Raw genomic sequence first — 15,109 nt, forward strand, 5'->3', positions numbered from 1 at the left:
TTAAAAATCTGCTAAGAACAATATATGGGCTTATTTATATTTTACCGTACGAAAGTAATTTGAACAAATGATATCGATATAGGAAGGTGTGTAATCATCTATGAAACCAAACATTAGTATAATCAATGCATTAATGCGCATTACCTGTGGTTTTACTCTACTGTCATGGGCTACTGCAAAGATGGTGAAGAGACCCTGGAGAGAATCATATTTGGTTGTTGCAATGATTGCTGGTATGAAAATTGGAGAAGGAATCACTCGATTTTGTCCATTAACTGCTTGTATAGAAAAATATACATCTAAAAATGAACAAGGAATTAACCTTAATAATGATATGGATTCAATCAACCCATCTTAATTACAACAGCTAGAGTATTTGAAGATGCGTAGGGTAGGTGAAAATCCAGATAAATTACAGCTTTTTTTCTCTAGCTTTTTTGCACAACGAGTTGTTTATCGCAATAAGAATTAAGCTACTACATTTTTATCACAAAATTTAATAAAATACCGTGCAGTTTAATATAAGACCGGAAAAAAAGAGTTTACCAAATGATTCTTACCTTTAACAACCTCCTGCAATTTTTACCGCAGGAGGCTACTCTTTAAGGAGTTGATTTTATGCTAATAGAATATTTCACAGACATGACATTTGTTCTCACCATATTAATAGGAAGTATTATCGCAATTACTTTTGTGTATGTTCGTAAGAAACGGGTTCGATAGCTTTATTACCAATATCCTTGCGGTAAAATAACCCTTCACTTTGGATGTAATCTATTTCTTGATAAACTTTGTTTTGAGCTTCTTTTAATGAGCTCCCAGTTGTTACGATAGCTAAGACACGGCCGCCATTCGTTACAACCTTGTCATGCTGCTTTGCTGTGCCAGCATGAAAAACTAATGTTTTATCGCTCACATTATTTAAGCCTGCAATTTCAGCACCTTTATCATATTGATTTGGATATCCTTTTGAAGCTAACACAACTCCGATAGTTGCTGAATCATTCCAAGTTAACGTCACTCGATTCTCTTTCAAAATTTGCAATAATATCTCTACAAGATCACTCTCAAGTCTTGGCAAAACTACTTGTGTTTCTGGATCACCAAATCGAGCGTTAAACTCAATCACTTTTGGTCCATCTGTAGTATTAATTAAGCCTGCATATAACACACCTGTAAAGGAACGACCTTCAGATACCATCGCCTTTGCAGTAGGCTTCAAGATCGTTTGAATAGCTTGTTCAACTACAACGTCTGAAATTTGTGGTACAGGAGAGTATGCACCCATTCCACCAGTATTCGGACCCTTGTCAAAATCGTACGCACGTTTATGATCTTGGGAAATGACCATTGGATAAACTTCTGTTCCATTTACAAATGCCATTAATGAAAATTCTTCACCCGCTAAGAATTCCTCAATGACAACTTGAGTACTAGCTTCACCAAACTTCTCCTCATTCATCATTTCATGTAGGCTTTCAAGTGCTTCTTCCATCGTCATTGCAACAGTTACACCTTTTCCAGCTGCAAGACCATCTGCTTTAATGACGATTGGAGCTCCTACTTTTAATAGATAGTTCTTTGCTTCCTCATAAGATGTAAAGGACTCATATTGACCTGTAGGAATCTCATACTTTTTCATTATATCCTTTGCAAAGGTTTTACTGCCTTCAATAAGAGCAGCTTCCTTTGTCGGACCAAATATAGGTAAATTATTACTTTGGAATGCATTTACGATGCCATTTATTAAAGGTACCTCTGGACCAACAATCGTTAAATCTACCTTCTCGCTTTTTGCAAATTCGAGTAGTGCTTCATGATCATTTTCGTCAATATTTACAAGCGTTGCAACATCCTCCATACCTATATTACCCGGTGCTACAAACACGTTATTAACCTTTGAACTTTGAGCTACTTTCCATGCAATTGTATGTTCACGACCGCCCCTACCAACTACCAATACATTCATCGTATTTCACCTCAGCTACTAATTATCATTATTTATATTACAATTCATACATTTATCTTTGATATAATCTCTGGGATAAAAAGTGCTTCTTGCATTTCTTTTTGTCCAGATCCGCCTCCTTGCCTCTCGAGGTCGTTTCACTACTTAACTCGAAGGCAAAAAGCGCCTTCATGTGAAATAGTTCCATCGCTTTTCGAGGCAATGCAGTCGGCTTCGCTTTTCTTCTTGTCCAGCTACAGCGCCTATCTCCCCGAGTCGTTTCACTACTTAACCCGAAGGCAAAAAGCGCCTTCAAGTGAAGTAGTTCCAACGCTTGTCGGGGATGGTCAAGGCGCTTTCGCTTTTCTTCCTTAATGCTTGAAGTGGCGGATGCCGGTGAATACCATTGTAATTCCGTATTCATCTGCTTTTTTAATTGAATCTTCATCACGAATTGAACCGCCTGGCTGTATGATTGCAGTAACTCCCGCTTTAGCAGCTGCTTCAACAGTATCACTCATTGGAAAAAATGCATCTGATCCTAGGGCTGATCCTTCAATTTTATCTCCTGCTTGTTCGATTGCAATCTTAGCAGCACCGACCCGATTCATTTGTCCAGCGCCGACACCAATTGTCATATCATTCTTTGCAATGACAATTGCATTTGATTTGACATGCTTCACAACTTTCCATGCTAGCTTAAGATCTGCCCATTCTTGATCAGTTGGTTCACGTTTCGTAGGAATTGTGATTGATGCATCCGTTAGTGACTTAGCATCCTCATCCTGTACAAGTAAGCCTCCTTGCACGGAAGTAAGACGTTTGCCATCATGCTGTTGGCTAGAAAAATCAACTTTTAATAAACGGATATTTTTCTTCTGTGTCAATATATTTAATGCTTCCTCGCTAAATGATGGAGCGATGACGATTTCTAGAAATATCTCATGCATAAGCTGTGCAGTTTCTTTATCTACTTCCCGATTCACTACAACGATTCCACCGAAGATAGATGTAGCATCTGCTTCATATGCTTTTTTATATGCTTCTAGTACGTTTGAGCCTACACCTACGCCGCAAGGGTTCATATGCTTAACAGCAACTGCAGCTGGCTCATTAAATTCTTTAACGATTTCTAATGCTGCATCTGCATCATTGATATTGTTGTAAGATAATTCTTTACCATGTAATTTATCAGCGTTTGCGATAGAGTGATTAGTTCCTAAAGGCTTCTTATAAAATGTAGCCTTTTGGTGAGGATTTTCTCCATATCGTAAGTCTTGTTTCTTTTCAAACGTAACTGTATATGACTCTGGACTTTCTTCACCTGTCACTTCTGTCAAATATTCTGCTATAAGTGCATCATATCTAGCTGTATGTCTAAATACTTTTGCAGCAAGGTTTTGCTTTGTTTCAAATGTTACAGAGTTGTTCTCTCTAATTTCTGCAAGTACTTTTTCATAATCTGCTGGGTCTACTACAACAGTTACATCTTGATAGTTTTTTGCTGCTGAACGAAGCATAGACGGCCCGCCGATATCAATATTTTCGATTGCGTCTTTTAATGTTACATCTGGTTTTTCAATTGTTTGTTGGAAAGGGTATAAATTCACAACAACTACATCAATAGGTGTGATATTATGTTCAGTTATTTGTTTTACATGAGCATCGTTATCCCTTACTGCTAATAAACCACCATGAATATTCGGATGAAGAGTTTTCACACGTCCATCTAGTATTTCTGGAAAGCCAGTAATTTCAGAAATACCAATGACTTTGATTCCATTGTCCTCAAGAACCTTTTTCGTACCACCTGTTGAAATTACTTCGATACCACAATCAATTAAGCCTTGTACAAATGGTACTATTCCTTCCTTATCTGATACACTTACTAGCGCTCTTCTCACTGTTTCTTCCTCCTATTTACTCATGTTATTCGTTTCTGCAAAAATTTTTTGTAAAGTGTTTGGGTAAAATTGATGCTCAATTTGATGGATTCGTTCCTCAATACTTTCAATCGTCTCGCCTGCATGTATGTGCAATTTTTCTTGAGCAATAACAGGGCCTGTATCCATTCCTTCATCAACGAAATGAACCGTTACACCCGTCTTGGCTGCCCCGGCTCTGAATGCTTGACCAATAGCATCCTTGCCTGGGAAAGCTGGTAATAAAGAAGGATGAATGTTAACAATGTTACCACTGTACGCAGAAAGCAACGTGCTACCAACTAAGCGCATATAACCTGCCAGCACAATGAAATCCACATCATTTTCTTTAAGTATTAAAACGATTTCTTTCTCAAATGATTCCTTATTATCATAATCTTTTGGTGAAAAAGAAAAAACATTAACATTAGCTTGCTGTGCGCGTTGTATGACTTTCGCATGTGGTTTGTCACACACAAGTAGTTTTACATTAGCCTCAAGATGTCCGTTATAAACGGCGTCGACAATCGCTTGAAAATTTGTGCCACTCCCTGAGGCAAATACAGCTATATTTTTCATTTTAGTGCTCCCCCACCGTACGTTACACCTTCACCTGCTTTTACCCTACCGATCAGAAATGCTTTTTCACCAGCTGCTTCTAACAATTGAATGGCTTCGTGCATATTTTCTTCACTCATCGTCAACACCATACCGATCCCCATGTTAAAAATCGAAAACATCTCTCTTTTATCTAGCTTTCCTTTTGCTTGAATAAGATCAAATATAGGAGGTATTGGCCATGATCCGAAATCTACCTCTGCACCTAATCCCTTTGGTAGCATGCGGGGAATATTTTCGTCAAACCCCCCGCCAGTAATATGTGCCATGCCATTTACTTGACTTTGTTTTAACAAAGATAAAATTGGTTTGACATATATTTTAGTAGGACGTAATAATTCTTCTCCAAGTGCTGAAGTACAGTCACCATAAGTATTCGTTAAATCAAGCTGAGCTTCTTCTAATAATATTTTTCTTACAAGTGAATAACCATTACTATGAATGCCGTTTGAGGATAGACCTATTAAGACATCCCCCTCTTTAATAGCTTCACCTGTAACAAGCTTATTTTTCTCTGCAACTCCGACAGTAAAACCCGCCAAGTCATACTCTTCTTCGTCATACATGCCAGGCATTTCTGCAGTTTCGCCACCGATTAAAGCACAACCAGCTTGCTCACAACCATCTGCAATACCCTTCACAATCGCTTCTATTTTCTCAGGAGAGGATTTACCGCAAGCGATGTAATCTAGGAAAAACATCGGTTCTGCACCTTGTACAACGATATCATTTACACACATTGCCACAGCATCAATACCAATCGTGTCGTGCTTATCCATCATAAATGCGAGCATAAGCTTTGTTCCTACACCGTCTGTTCCCGAAATAAGCACTGGCTCTTTTACATTCATTTTTGATAAATCAAACATGCCACCAAAGCCACCAATTGCACCTAGCACCTCAGGTCTGCCTGTTTTTAATATATGCTTCTTCATTCGTGATACCGCTTCATAGCCAGCTTCAATATCGACTCCAGCTTGTTTGTAAGCATTCGCCATATGTTTATCCTCCTAAATCAAATGTTGGGTATTGTTAAGTTAGTACTTTTTCGTGAGGGAGAACCGTATCTGGGTAAATTTCTGTTGGATATTTCCCAGTAAAACATGCCATACACTGACCTCTATATTCGCCTTCATACGGTCTTCCAATCGCTGATACAAGCCCTTCTTCACTTAAAAATGAAATTGAATCTGCCCCTATAATCTTCCGTATTTCCTCAACTGAATGTGAGGATGCAATTAACTCCTCATGTGTTGATGTATCAATACCATAAAAGCAAGGATTTTTAATTGGAGGTGAACTGATTCTAACGTGAACCTCTTTTGCACCCGCATCCCTTAACATTGTCACGATACGGCGGCTCGTTGTTCCACGAACGATGGAATCATCAACCATTACAACTCTTTTGCCCTCCACTACACCCCGTACAGGAGAGAGTTTCATTTTGACACCTTGTTCGCGTAAAGCTTGCGATGGCTGAATAAACGTTCTTCCAACATAGCGATTTTTAATTAAACCTAACTCATAAGGTATACCAGACGCTTCGGCGTAGCCAATTGCAGCCGAAATACTTGAATCCGGAACCCCTGTAACTACATCTGCATCAATAGGTGCTTCATATGCTAGCTTTTTCCCAAGGCTTTTTCTCGCAGTATGAATATTAATTCCATCTATATTACTATCAGGCCTTGAAAAATAAATATATTCCATACTACAAATTGCACGATTCATTGTCACTGTAAACCTTTCAGAATGAATGCCTGTTTCATCAATAATGATTAGCTCCCCAGGCTCTACATCACGTTCATAGGTAGCTCCAACTACATCAAATGCACATGTTTCTGAAGCCACAACGTAAGCATCTCCTAATCTCCCAATTGATAACGGTCGTAAGCCATTCGGATCAAGCGCAACCATCATTTGAGTTTCATCCATAATTAAAAAGGCATAAGCACCCTTTAACATGGATAAGGCATTTTTCACTCGTTCCTTAAAGGTAGAAAAGCCACTTCTCTTAATAAGATGAGCTAATACTTCAGTATCTGAAGTTGTTTGAAAAATACTACCTTGGCTCTCTAATTGATGCTTAAGAGCCATTGCATTAACAAGGTTACCGTTATGAGCCATAGCCAAGCTCCCTTTTTGCGAATGGAATAGGAGGGGCTGTACATTTTCAATTCCACTTCCACCTGCTGTGGCATAACGAACATGACCTATTGCAGCAGAGCCTTGAATTTCAGTTAATTTCCCACCGCTGAAAACTTCTGCTACAAGGCCTTCACCTCTGACACCTTTTAATTTTTTTCCATCACTTACTACGATCCCAGCTCCTTCTTGTCCTCGGTGTTGAAGACTGTGTAAGCCGTAATACGTAATTTGTGACGCATCCTTGTGACCCCAAATACCGAATAACCCACACTCTTCATTCAAGCCTTTTATTTCAGCAAGCATGGAATAGCTCCTTTCCAAGCATTTTCAGCTTCTTCTACCGAAATATGGATCAAATCTTCACCTTGCTCGTTATCGATCTTTAACATTGGTTCTGCGCTTACTTCACCAATTAAAGTGGCTTGAACAAGCTGTTCAAACGCTTGTTGGTTTTCTTTTTTCACTGTCACAATAAATCGAGATTGTGTTTCACTAAATAATGAAGTGACAGCACTTCCACTTATCTTAACGTTACACCCTAAACCTTCAGTACCAAATAAGCATTCAGCAATAGCAACAGCAAATCCGCCTTCAGCAATGTCATGTGCTGATTGTATTACTCCACTTTGAATAGCAGTTAGCAACTGTTTTTGACGAGTTTGTTCAACGTCTAAATTCAGTTCAGGTGCCTTACCAAAAATACGACCTTCAATTAATTTTTGTAATTCACTTCCACCAAATTCCTCTTTCGAATCACCAATTACATAAACTAGATCACCTTCAGCTTTAAATTGCTGTGTCGTTATGTGGTCTAAATCTTTGATTAAGCCCACCATTCCTACAACTGGAGTCGGATAAATCGCCGTTCCGTTTGTCTCATTATATAAAGATACATTTCCACCAATGACTGGTGTCTTTAAAGTTTCACAAGCTACACTCATACCATCTACTGCTTTTTCAATCTGCCAGAAAATCTCTGGCTTCTCTGGATTTCCGAAATTTAAGCAGTCAGTAATTGCAAGTGGCTCCGCACCAGAACAGACGATGTTTCTTGCAGCTTCACTCACCGCGATTTTACCGCCAACCTCTGGGTCTAGATATAGGTAGCGAGAATTACAATCCGTTGTCATTGCTAACGCTTTGTTTGTTCCACGAACTCGTACGACCGCTGCATCTGACCCTGGGGATACGGCTGTATTCGTACGTACCATATAATCATATTGGTCATATACCCATTCTTTACTTGCAATTGTCGGCTGTGACAGTAACTGCAATAACGTTTCTTTATAGTCATTTACTTTAGGAACTTCTACAGCCATCTCCTGAAATTGTTGATAATACGAAGGTTCTGTAGAAGGCTTATGATAAACTGGCGCATCTTCAGCCAAAGCATCAACTGGCACATCAGCGATAACATCACCTTTGTGATAAAGACGGAGCATTTTATCATCGGTTACTTTTCCAACTGCTACAGCATCAAGCCCATATTTTTCTACAATTTGCTGTATCTCTTGCTCTCTACCTTTTTCAACAACAATTAACATCCGTTCCTGTGACTCTGAAAGCATCATCTCATAACCAGTCATACCTGTTTCGCGTTGAGGAACTAAATCTAAATTCATTTCAATTCCTGAACCAGCTTTACTTGCCATCTCTGCTGAAGAGCTTGTTAAACCTGCAGCTCCCATATCCTGAATACCTACTAATGCATCACATTTTACAAGTTCAAGGCATGCTTCTAGCAATAACTTCTCCATGAAAGGATCACCCACTTGCACGGCAGGACGCTTTTCTTCCGATTGTTCTGATAACTCCTCTGACGCAAATGTCGCTCCGTGGATCCCATCGCGCCCTGTTTTGGCACCAACATACATGACCGTATTTCCAATCCCTTTTGCTTGCCCTTTTTGAATATCCTCATGATCAATTAAGCCGACACACATCGCGTTAACAAGCGGGTTCCCGTCATAAGATGGTTCAAATTGGATTTCTCCACCTACTGTTGGTATGCCTACACAGTTTCCGTAACCAGCGATTCCTGCAACTACTTCTTCAAATAAATATTTCATACGTGGGGTAACTAATTCACCAAAACGTAGAGAGTTTAATAAAGCAATTGGACGAGCTCCCATTGAAAAAACATCTCGTATAATTCCACCTACACCTGTTGCAGCCCCTTGGTACGGCTCAATAGCGGATGGGTGATTATGACTTTCGATTTTAAAAACGACAGCTTGATTGTCACCGATATCAACAATACCTGCACCTTCACCAGGACCTTGTAACACTTTTTCACCGCTTGTTGGAAATTTGCTAAGCACTGGCTTAGAATTCTTATAACTACAATGCTCTGACCACATAACGGAAAATAAACCCGTTTCAGTATAGTTAGGAAGACGGTTTAAAATGCCTTCTATTGTAACAAACTCTTCATCACTTAATCCCATTTCTCTGTATATTTTTTCATCTTTTATCTGTTGTGGACTTGGTTCAAGAAGTAACGACATGAGTTTCCCTCCAATTTTTCACTATCGATTGAAACAGCTTTAAGCCATCAGCACTGCCTAATAAATCTTCAACAGCTCGCTCAGGGTGTGGCATCATACCAAGTACATTCCCCTTCTCATTCATAATGCCCGCTATATCTTCTAAACTACCATTAGGGTTTTCAGAGTTATATTTAAATACAATTTGCTTGTTTTCTTTCAGTCTGTGCAATGTTTCTTCATCACAATAATAGTTTCCCTCTCCGTGAGCTATAGGAATGGTAATTACTTCACCTTGCTCATAGCTAGATGTAAACATCGTTTCGCTATTTTCAACAGTAAGTTCCACAGGTCGGCAAATAAATTTCAAACTGTTATTATGTCTCATTGCTCCAGGTAGTAGATTTGCCTCTAATAAAATTTGAAAGCCATTACAAACTCCTAAAATAGGTTTCCCCATATCTGCTGCTTTTTTAATTTCTGTCATAACCTTTGAGAAGCGAGCAATTGCTCCACTACGGAGATAATCTCCATAAGAGAATCCACCTGGAAGTAGGATTCCATCAAAATGAGCTATATCAACAGCATCATGCCATACATATTCTACCTCTGCACCTAGACTATCTTTGATCGCATGATACATATCTACATCACAGTTAGATCCTGGAAATACAATTACGGCAAATTTCACTGTGAGATGACCTCCTCAACTTCATAGCGGTAGTCTTCTATAACAGTATTTGCTAATAACTTCTCACACATTTCTTGAACGATTTCATCAATATCTCGATCAGTTTTGTCGATTTGCAACTCCATATATTTACCAATACGGACATCTTCAACTTCTTTATATGACAAGCTATGAAGTGAGTTTTTCACCGCACTTCCTTGTGGATCCAATACACTCTCTCGTAACGTAACAAACACTTTCACTTTAAACATATTGTGAGCCCCCTAAGCGTTTTAGTATTTCTTCATAAGCATCTGTAAGCTGACCTAAATCTCTACGAAAGACATCTTTATCAAATCTTTCATTCGTTTCCATATCCCATAAACGGCACGTATCTGGAGAAACTTCATCTGCTAAAATGATCGCACCTTCTTCAGTGATTCCAAATTCAAGTTTAAAATCTACTAAACGAACACCACATCCATGAAAATGTTCTGCTAATATTCTATTAATTTCTAATGCTACTTTTTTCAAGTGTAAAACTTGCTCATCTGTTGCAACTTGCAATATTGCAATATGGTCTTCAGTAATAAGTGGGTCACCTAAATCATCATCTTTGTAATAAAATTCAACAACAGGTTGATTTATAGGTGTACCTTCTTCAATTCCTAGTCGTTTAGCAAGGCTCCCAGCAACTAAATTACGCACAACAACTTCAAGAGGAATAATTGTAACTTTTTTTACAAGCTGTTCAGTTTCTGACACCTTTTTAATAAAATGATTTTCAATATTTGAGCGATGCAACTTTTCAAATAGCAAGCTTGTAATTTCATTATTTAGTCGCCCTTTACCAAATATCTGTGCTTTTTTTTCACCGTTATAAGCGGTTGCACTATCTTTGTACTCTACCCACACAACGTTTGGATCATTTGTACGATATATCTTTTTTGCTTTTCCCTCATATAGCATTGCTAATTTTTCCATTGCATTCGCCCTCCTTTATTAAGCCTTAAAGATTTAAACGATTAAAGATTGCATCTACATTTTTTATATGGTAGTTATAATCAAAGCATTCATTGATTTGCTCATTAGTTAAGCGTGAAGTAATCATATCAGTTGACTCAATCAGCTGACGGAAAGGTACTTGTGTTTCCCAAGCTTCCATAGCTTTTGGTTGAACAATATCATACGCTTCTTCTCGGGTCATTCCTGTATCAATAAGTGCTAATAAAACTCGTTGGGAATAGATTAAACCTAGTGTACGATCCATATTTTTCTTCATATTCTCTGGAAAAACAGTAAGGTTTTTAACAATGTTACCGAAACGGTTAAGCATATAATTTAGAGCTATTGTCGCATCTGGTAAAATAATTCTTTCTGCTGAAGAATGAGATATATCTCTCTCATGCCATAATGGGACATTCTCATATGCTGTCATCATATAGCCTCGAATGACCCTTGCCATACCAGTCATATTCTCTGATCCAATAGGATTACGTTTATGCGGCATTGCTGACGATCCCTTTTGCCCTTTGGCAAAGAATTCTTCCACTTCGCGTGTTTCGCTTTTTTGAAGACCACGAATTTCCACAGCAAATTTTTCGATTGACGTAGCGATTAAAGCAAGAGCTGCCATATATTCCGCATGGCGATCACGTTGCAATGTTTGCGTAGAAATAGGAGCTGCCTCTAAGCCTAACTTTTCACATACATACTTTTCTACAAATGGATCGATATTAGCATACGTTCCTACTGCTCCTGATATTTTTCCAACTCTAACACCATCTGCAGCCCTTTTAAAACGGTCAAGATTACGTTTCATTTCCTCATACCATAATGCAAGCTTTAAACCAAATGTTGTTGGCTCAGCATGGACACCGTGAGTACGTCCCATCATAACCGTATATTTATGCTCCTGAGCTTTTTGTTTTAAAATGGCAACAAAGTTTTCAATATCACTTAGAAGAAGGTCATTTGCTTGTTTCAATAAATAAGAAAGTGCTGTGTCAACAACATCAGTAGATGTTAAGCCATAATGCACCCATTTACGCTCTTCACCTAATGTTTCTGAAACAGCACGAGTGAAGGCTACAACATCATGTCTAGTTTGTTCCTCTATTTCATGAATCCGATTAATATCAAACGAAGCATTTTGTCGAATGAGCTTTACATCCTCTTTTGGAATATCTCCTAGCTCTGCCCATGCTTCACATGCTAAAATCTCGACCTCTAACCATGCTTTAAAGCGATTTTCCTCTGTCCAAATTGCTCCCATTTCAGGGCGAGTATAACGTTCAATCATTTATCATTCTCCTCCGGCCAAATATTTAGCTCATTTGCTTGCTTGATTGCTTCTTCATTATTATCCGCCAAAATGTTAATATGACCCATTTTTCTTTTTACTTTCGCTTCTTTTTTCCCATATAGATGGAGCTTACACGTTGTGAATTTTGTAATATTGTCCATCACAGCATCGACATGCTCACCTAGAATATTCATCATCACAACTGGTGTCAAAAGGTCCGTTTCTCCTAGTGGCAAATTACATATCGCCCTAATATGCTGTTCAAATTGTGAGGTTTTACAAGCTTCCATCGTATAATGCCCTGAGTTATGGGGCCTTGGCGCTAATTCATTAATAAATATTTTGCCTTCTTTTGTAACAAACATTTCAACTGCCAATGTTCCGACCATTTGCAATTTTTCTGCTAGATTTATTGCTATTTGATGCGCTTCATTAACTATTTTATCAGTAGTTCTAGCAGGTACAACCGATTGATGTAAGATATTATCTACATGAATATTTTCCGCAACCGGGAATGCTTTTACTTCCCCCGCCTGGCTTCTTGAAACGATGACTGATATTTCTTTCTCAAAGGAAATCCAAGCCTCTAAAACACAAGGACCATGGTCTAAGAGTGGTAATGCTTTGCTAATATCATCATCATTACGAATCACCGCTTGCCCTTTACCATCGTATCCACCTCGACATGTCTTTAACACACAAGGAAATTCCATTTGCTTTAATGCATCTATTAATTTCTCTTCAGAATCTACTAATATATATGGAGCAACCTCAACTCCGGCATCCACAATGGTAGCTTTTTCTGTCGAACGGTCTTGTGTTATCGCCAATAAACGACTACCTTGTGGTAAACGGACATTCTGTTCAAGCCATATTAAAGCATCATAATCTATATTTTCAAATTCATACGTCACTACATCACTATGTTGTGCTAGCTTTTTAATAGCATCAATATCATCAAAATTACCAACGATTTCGATGTCAGCGACTTGACCACAAGGTGAATTTGGCGTAGGATCTAATACAGCAATATTATATCCCATTTGCTTAGCAGCAATCGCCATCATCCTACCAAGTTGTCCACCACCAATGATTCCGATCGTCTCACCTGGTAATATGCAATCCTTAATCAAGCATATCACTACTTTCTAATACATTATTTCGAATAGTCTCACGTCTATGTTCTAATGAGGCTGCGACCTCAGGAAGATGTGTACTTAATATTTCACCTGCTAACAGCCCAGCATTTGTTGCACCTGCTTTGCCAATTGCGACAGTTGCTACTGGTACTCCCCCAGGCATTTGAACGATTGAAAGCAACGAATCCAAGCCGTTAAGAGCTTTAGATTGTACTGGCACTCCAATAACTGGTAGTGTAGTTTTTGAAGCAACCATTCCAGGTAAGTGAGCAGCACCCCCAGCACCTGCAATAATAACCTTAATGCCTCGCAATCTAGCTGATTCTGCATAGTCAAACATTAGATCTGGAGTTCGGTGTGCTGAAACAACTTTCTTTTCGAATGGAATTGATAATTCTTCAAGTATGTCACAAGCATGTTTCATCGTTTCCCAATCAGAAGTACTTCCCATGATTACTCCAACGAGCGGCTTCATTGTTTTCCTCTCCTTATTATTCACTTTGATCCTATAATAAAAGCCCAGCATAGAACGCTCCCTAATAAGGAAAAGCACTCTACCTGGGCTAAGACACCTTGTGTCGACTTTACAGGCCAAGCTGTTAATTTACAGCTTAATACTTTTCCTCATAGTCCAATAATTTACGGTTATTGGGTAGAAACTTTTGGGCCTTATTCCCATTATTATATGAGGCAAATAATTTTCTCTAGTGACATCTTAACAATGGACGATAAAGATTGTCAACAGAAAAATCGAACGATTTAAGTTTATTTATTTTATATTGTTCGTGTTTTCTAAATTAACTTTCCTTCGAAGACAATTGTACTCCCACTGGGGACAACTGATACTTCCCCGCCTTTTTCGACTTCCTTAAAGACCGGTTCTTCCGTTCGTCTAGTCGGTGAATATCCTTCCTTTTTCATACGATCCAAACAATCACTTATTGTCTCATTTTCAGCAACAACAAACTTTTTTTTCTTCGGCTTTTTACTATTCATCATACATTTCCTTTCTATGCTAGTTCCTATTTATTAGGCACGTTTAACGAACCATAACATATAATATTACAGCAGTAAAGGAGGCCAGTCTTACATGTTAGATTTTGATCAATTTAAAAACCTTAACAACCTCAAAGATCAATGGGGGCATTTTTTCGGAAAGGACTTTTTAAGTGGGTTTGATTCACTTTTTAATGGCTTTCAATCTCAAGCACCAGTAAATATTTATCAATCTCATAATGAGTTATTAGTCGTGGTCAGTATGCCTGGGCTTGATAAAGAAAGCGATGTTGATCTCTATGTAAATAAAAATAATCAAACATTAGAAGTAAAAGGCAGCATTAACTTAACATTTAAAGGCTTTGATCTACAAGAACAGGGTATCCAAGAAGGAAATGTAGAAAAAAATGTTGAATTACCGTTTCCAGTGAGAGATGATCCAATTGATGCAAGCTATCATAATGGACTTCTAATTATTCATTTACACAAGTTAATCTCAAAAGATGCAAAGAAAAAAATAAAAGTCCATAAAATAGAGGATTAAAAGAAAAGTGGAGTCGACTGTTTAACCTCGACAAGCGTTGGAGCTATTTCACATGAAAGCGTTTTTTTCCTTCGGGTGAAATAGTAACACGACTCAAGGGGATAGGCGCTAGGAAAACCTGGGCTGATTAATAAAAGAACATGGAAGCACAAAAAAGCGTAGCGATAAAAAAAAAAACGGCTAAAGGACTATTAGATCTTTTGGCTGTTTACATAGACATAAAAAAACACAGAGTATAAGTACTCTGTGTTTTTTAATTGCCTGGCAACGTCCTACTCTCACAGGGGGAAACCCCCAACTACCATCGGCGCTGAAGAGCTTAACTTCCGTGTT

Annotated in this window: 16 protein-coding genes, 1 rRNA gene and 1 riboswitch; of the genes, 3 read left to right on the forward strand and 14 right to left on the reverse strand. The window is 38.4% G+C overall.

The window, feature by feature from the left end:
- Positions 1 to 100: 100 nt before the first annotated feature.
- Both JM172_RS22415 and JM172_RS25535 read left to right on the forward strand, forming a co-directional pair.
- Positions 101 to 358, forward strand: a complete 258-nt coding sequence (locus JM172_RS22415) for a YgaP family membrane protein (protein ID WP_214484582.1) — start codon at positions 101 to 103, stop codon at positions 356 to 358.
- 284 nt (positions 359 to 642) lie between these two features.
- Positions 643 to 723 carry an EYxxD motif small membrane protein gene (locus JM172_RS25535; protein WP_352224052.1) on the forward strand — a complete coding sequence of 27 codons (81 nt, stop codon included), beginning with the start codon at positions 643 to 645 and terminating at the stop codon, positions 721 to 723.
- Here the strand turns inward: JM172_RS25535 and purD are convergent.
- The 13 genes from purD to JM172_RS22480 form a co-directional block, all read right to left on the reverse strand.
- Entirely contained in the window at positions 686 to 1,969 is a 1,284-nt protein-coding gene (gene purD / locus JM172_RS22420; RefSeq protein WP_214484583.1) for a phosphoribosylamine--glycine ligase, read from the reverse strand. The genes JM172_RS25535 and purD overlap by 38 nt on opposite strands.
- Before the next feature lie 350 nt (positions 1,970 to 2,319).
- Positions 2,320 to 3,852, reverse strand: a complete 1,533-nt coding sequence (gene purH, locus JM172_RS22425; RefSeq protein WP_214484584.1) for a bifunctional phosphoribosylaminoimidazolecarboxamide formyltransferase/IMP cyclohydrolase — start codon at positions 3,850 to 3,852, stop codon at positions 2,320 to 2,322.
- Positions 3,853 to 3,864: 12 nt separating this feature from the next.
- Positions 3,865 to 4,449, reverse strand: a complete 585-nt coding sequence (gene purN, locus JM172_RS22430) for a phosphoribosylglycinamide formyltransferase (RefSeq protein WP_214484585.1) — start codon at positions 4,447 to 4,449, stop codon at positions 3,865 to 3,867.
- On the reverse strand, positions 4,446 to 5,486 hold the full coding sequence (gene purM / locus JM172_RS22435) for a phosphoribosylformylglycinamidine cyclo-ligase (protein WP_214484586.1): 1,041 nt from the start codon (positions 5,484 to 5,486) through the stop codon (positions 4,446 to 4,448). Before purM ends, purN begins: the two co-directional genes overlap by 4 nt.
- 34 nt (positions 5,487 to 5,520) lie before the next feature.
- Positions 5,521 to 6,939: an amidophosphoribosyltransferase gene (gene purF, locus JM172_RS22440; protein WP_214484587.1), complete on the reverse strand. Its 1,419-nt coding sequence runs from the start codon at positions 6,937 to 6,939 to the stop codon at positions 5,521 to 5,523.
- Complete coding sequence (purL, locus tag JM172_RS22445) at positions 6,924 to 9,143, reverse strand: phosphoribosylformylglycinamidine synthase subunit PurL (protein WP_214484588.1); 2,220 nt, start codon at positions 9,141 to 9,143, stop codon at positions 6,924 to 6,926. The genes purF and purL overlap by 16 nt, the downstream gene beginning before the upstream one ends.
- Positions 9,127 to 9,813 (reverse strand): phosphoribosylformylglycinamidine synthase subunit PurQ, encoded by a 687-nt coding sequence (gene purQ, locus JM172_RS22450; RefSeq protein ID WP_214484589.1) that lies wholly within the window; start codon positions 9,811 to 9,813, stop codon positions 9,127 to 9,129. The genes purL and purQ overlap by 17 nt, the downstream gene beginning before the upstream one ends.
- Positions 9,810 to 10,064, reverse strand: a complete 255-nt coding sequence (purS, locus tag JM172_RS22455; RefSeq protein ID WP_214484590.1) for a phosphoribosylformylglycinamidine synthase subunit PurS — start codon at positions 10,062 to 10,064, stop codon at positions 9,810 to 9,812. The genes purQ and purS overlap by 4 nt, the downstream gene beginning before the upstream one ends.
- Positions 10,057 to 10,776 (reverse strand): phosphoribosylaminoimidazolesuccinocarboxamide synthase, encoded by a 720-nt coding sequence (gene purC / locus JM172_RS22460; protein WP_214484591.1) that lies wholly within the window; start codon positions 10,774 to 10,776, stop codon positions 10,057 to 10,059. Before purC ends, purS begins: the two co-directional genes overlap by 8 nt.
- 25 nt (positions 10,777 to 10,801) lie before the next feature.
- Entirely contained in the window at positions 10,802 to 12,094 is a 1,293-nt protein-coding gene (gene purB, locus JM172_RS22465; RefSeq protein ID WP_214484592.1) for an adenylosuccinate lyase, read from the reverse strand.
- Positions 12,091 to 13,227: a 5-(carboxyamino)imidazole ribonucleotide synthase gene (gene purK / locus JM172_RS22470; protein ID WP_214484597.1), complete on the reverse strand. Its 1,137-nt coding sequence runs from the start codon at positions 13,225 to 13,227 to the stop codon at positions 12,091 to 12,093. Before purK ends, purB begins: the two co-directional genes overlap by 4 nt.
- Positions 13,223 to 13,711 (reverse strand): 5-(carboxyamino)imidazole ribonucleotide mutase, encoded by a 489-nt coding sequence (gene purE, locus JM172_RS22475; protein WP_214484593.1) that lies wholly within the window; start codon positions 13,709 to 13,711, stop codon positions 13,223 to 13,225. The genes purK and purE overlap by 5 nt, the downstream gene beginning before the upstream one ends.
- Positions 13,712 to 13,843: 132 nt before the next feature.
- A riboswitch (purine riboswitch) is annotated at positions 13,844 to 13,945 on the reverse strand.
- Positions 13,946 to 14,028: 83 nt separating this feature from the next.
- Entirely contained in the window at positions 14,029 to 14,232 is a 204-nt protein-coding gene (locus JM172_RS22480) for an NETI motif-containing protein (RefSeq protein ID WP_214484594.1), read from the reverse strand.
- Between the two features lie 94 nt (positions 14,233 to 14,326).
- Here JM172_RS22480 and JM172_RS22485 point away from each other — a divergent pair, with 94 nt between their 5' ends.
- Entirely contained in the window at positions 14,327 to 14,776 is a 450-nt protein-coding gene (locus JM172_RS22485; protein WP_214484595.1) for an Hsp20/alpha crystallin family protein, read from the forward strand.
- Positions 14,777 to 15,035: 259 nt separating this feature from the next.
- Here JM172_RS22485 and rrf read toward each other — a convergent pair.
- Positions 15,036 to 15,109 (reverse strand): 5S ribosomal RNA (gene rrf / locus JM172_RS25735); the annotation flags it as partial.

Origin of the sequence: Bacillus sp. SM2101, assembly GCF_018588585.1 — a bacterium.
Lineage (GTDB): Bacteria > Bacillota > Bacilli > Bacillales > SM2101 > Nanhaiella > Nanhaiella sioensis.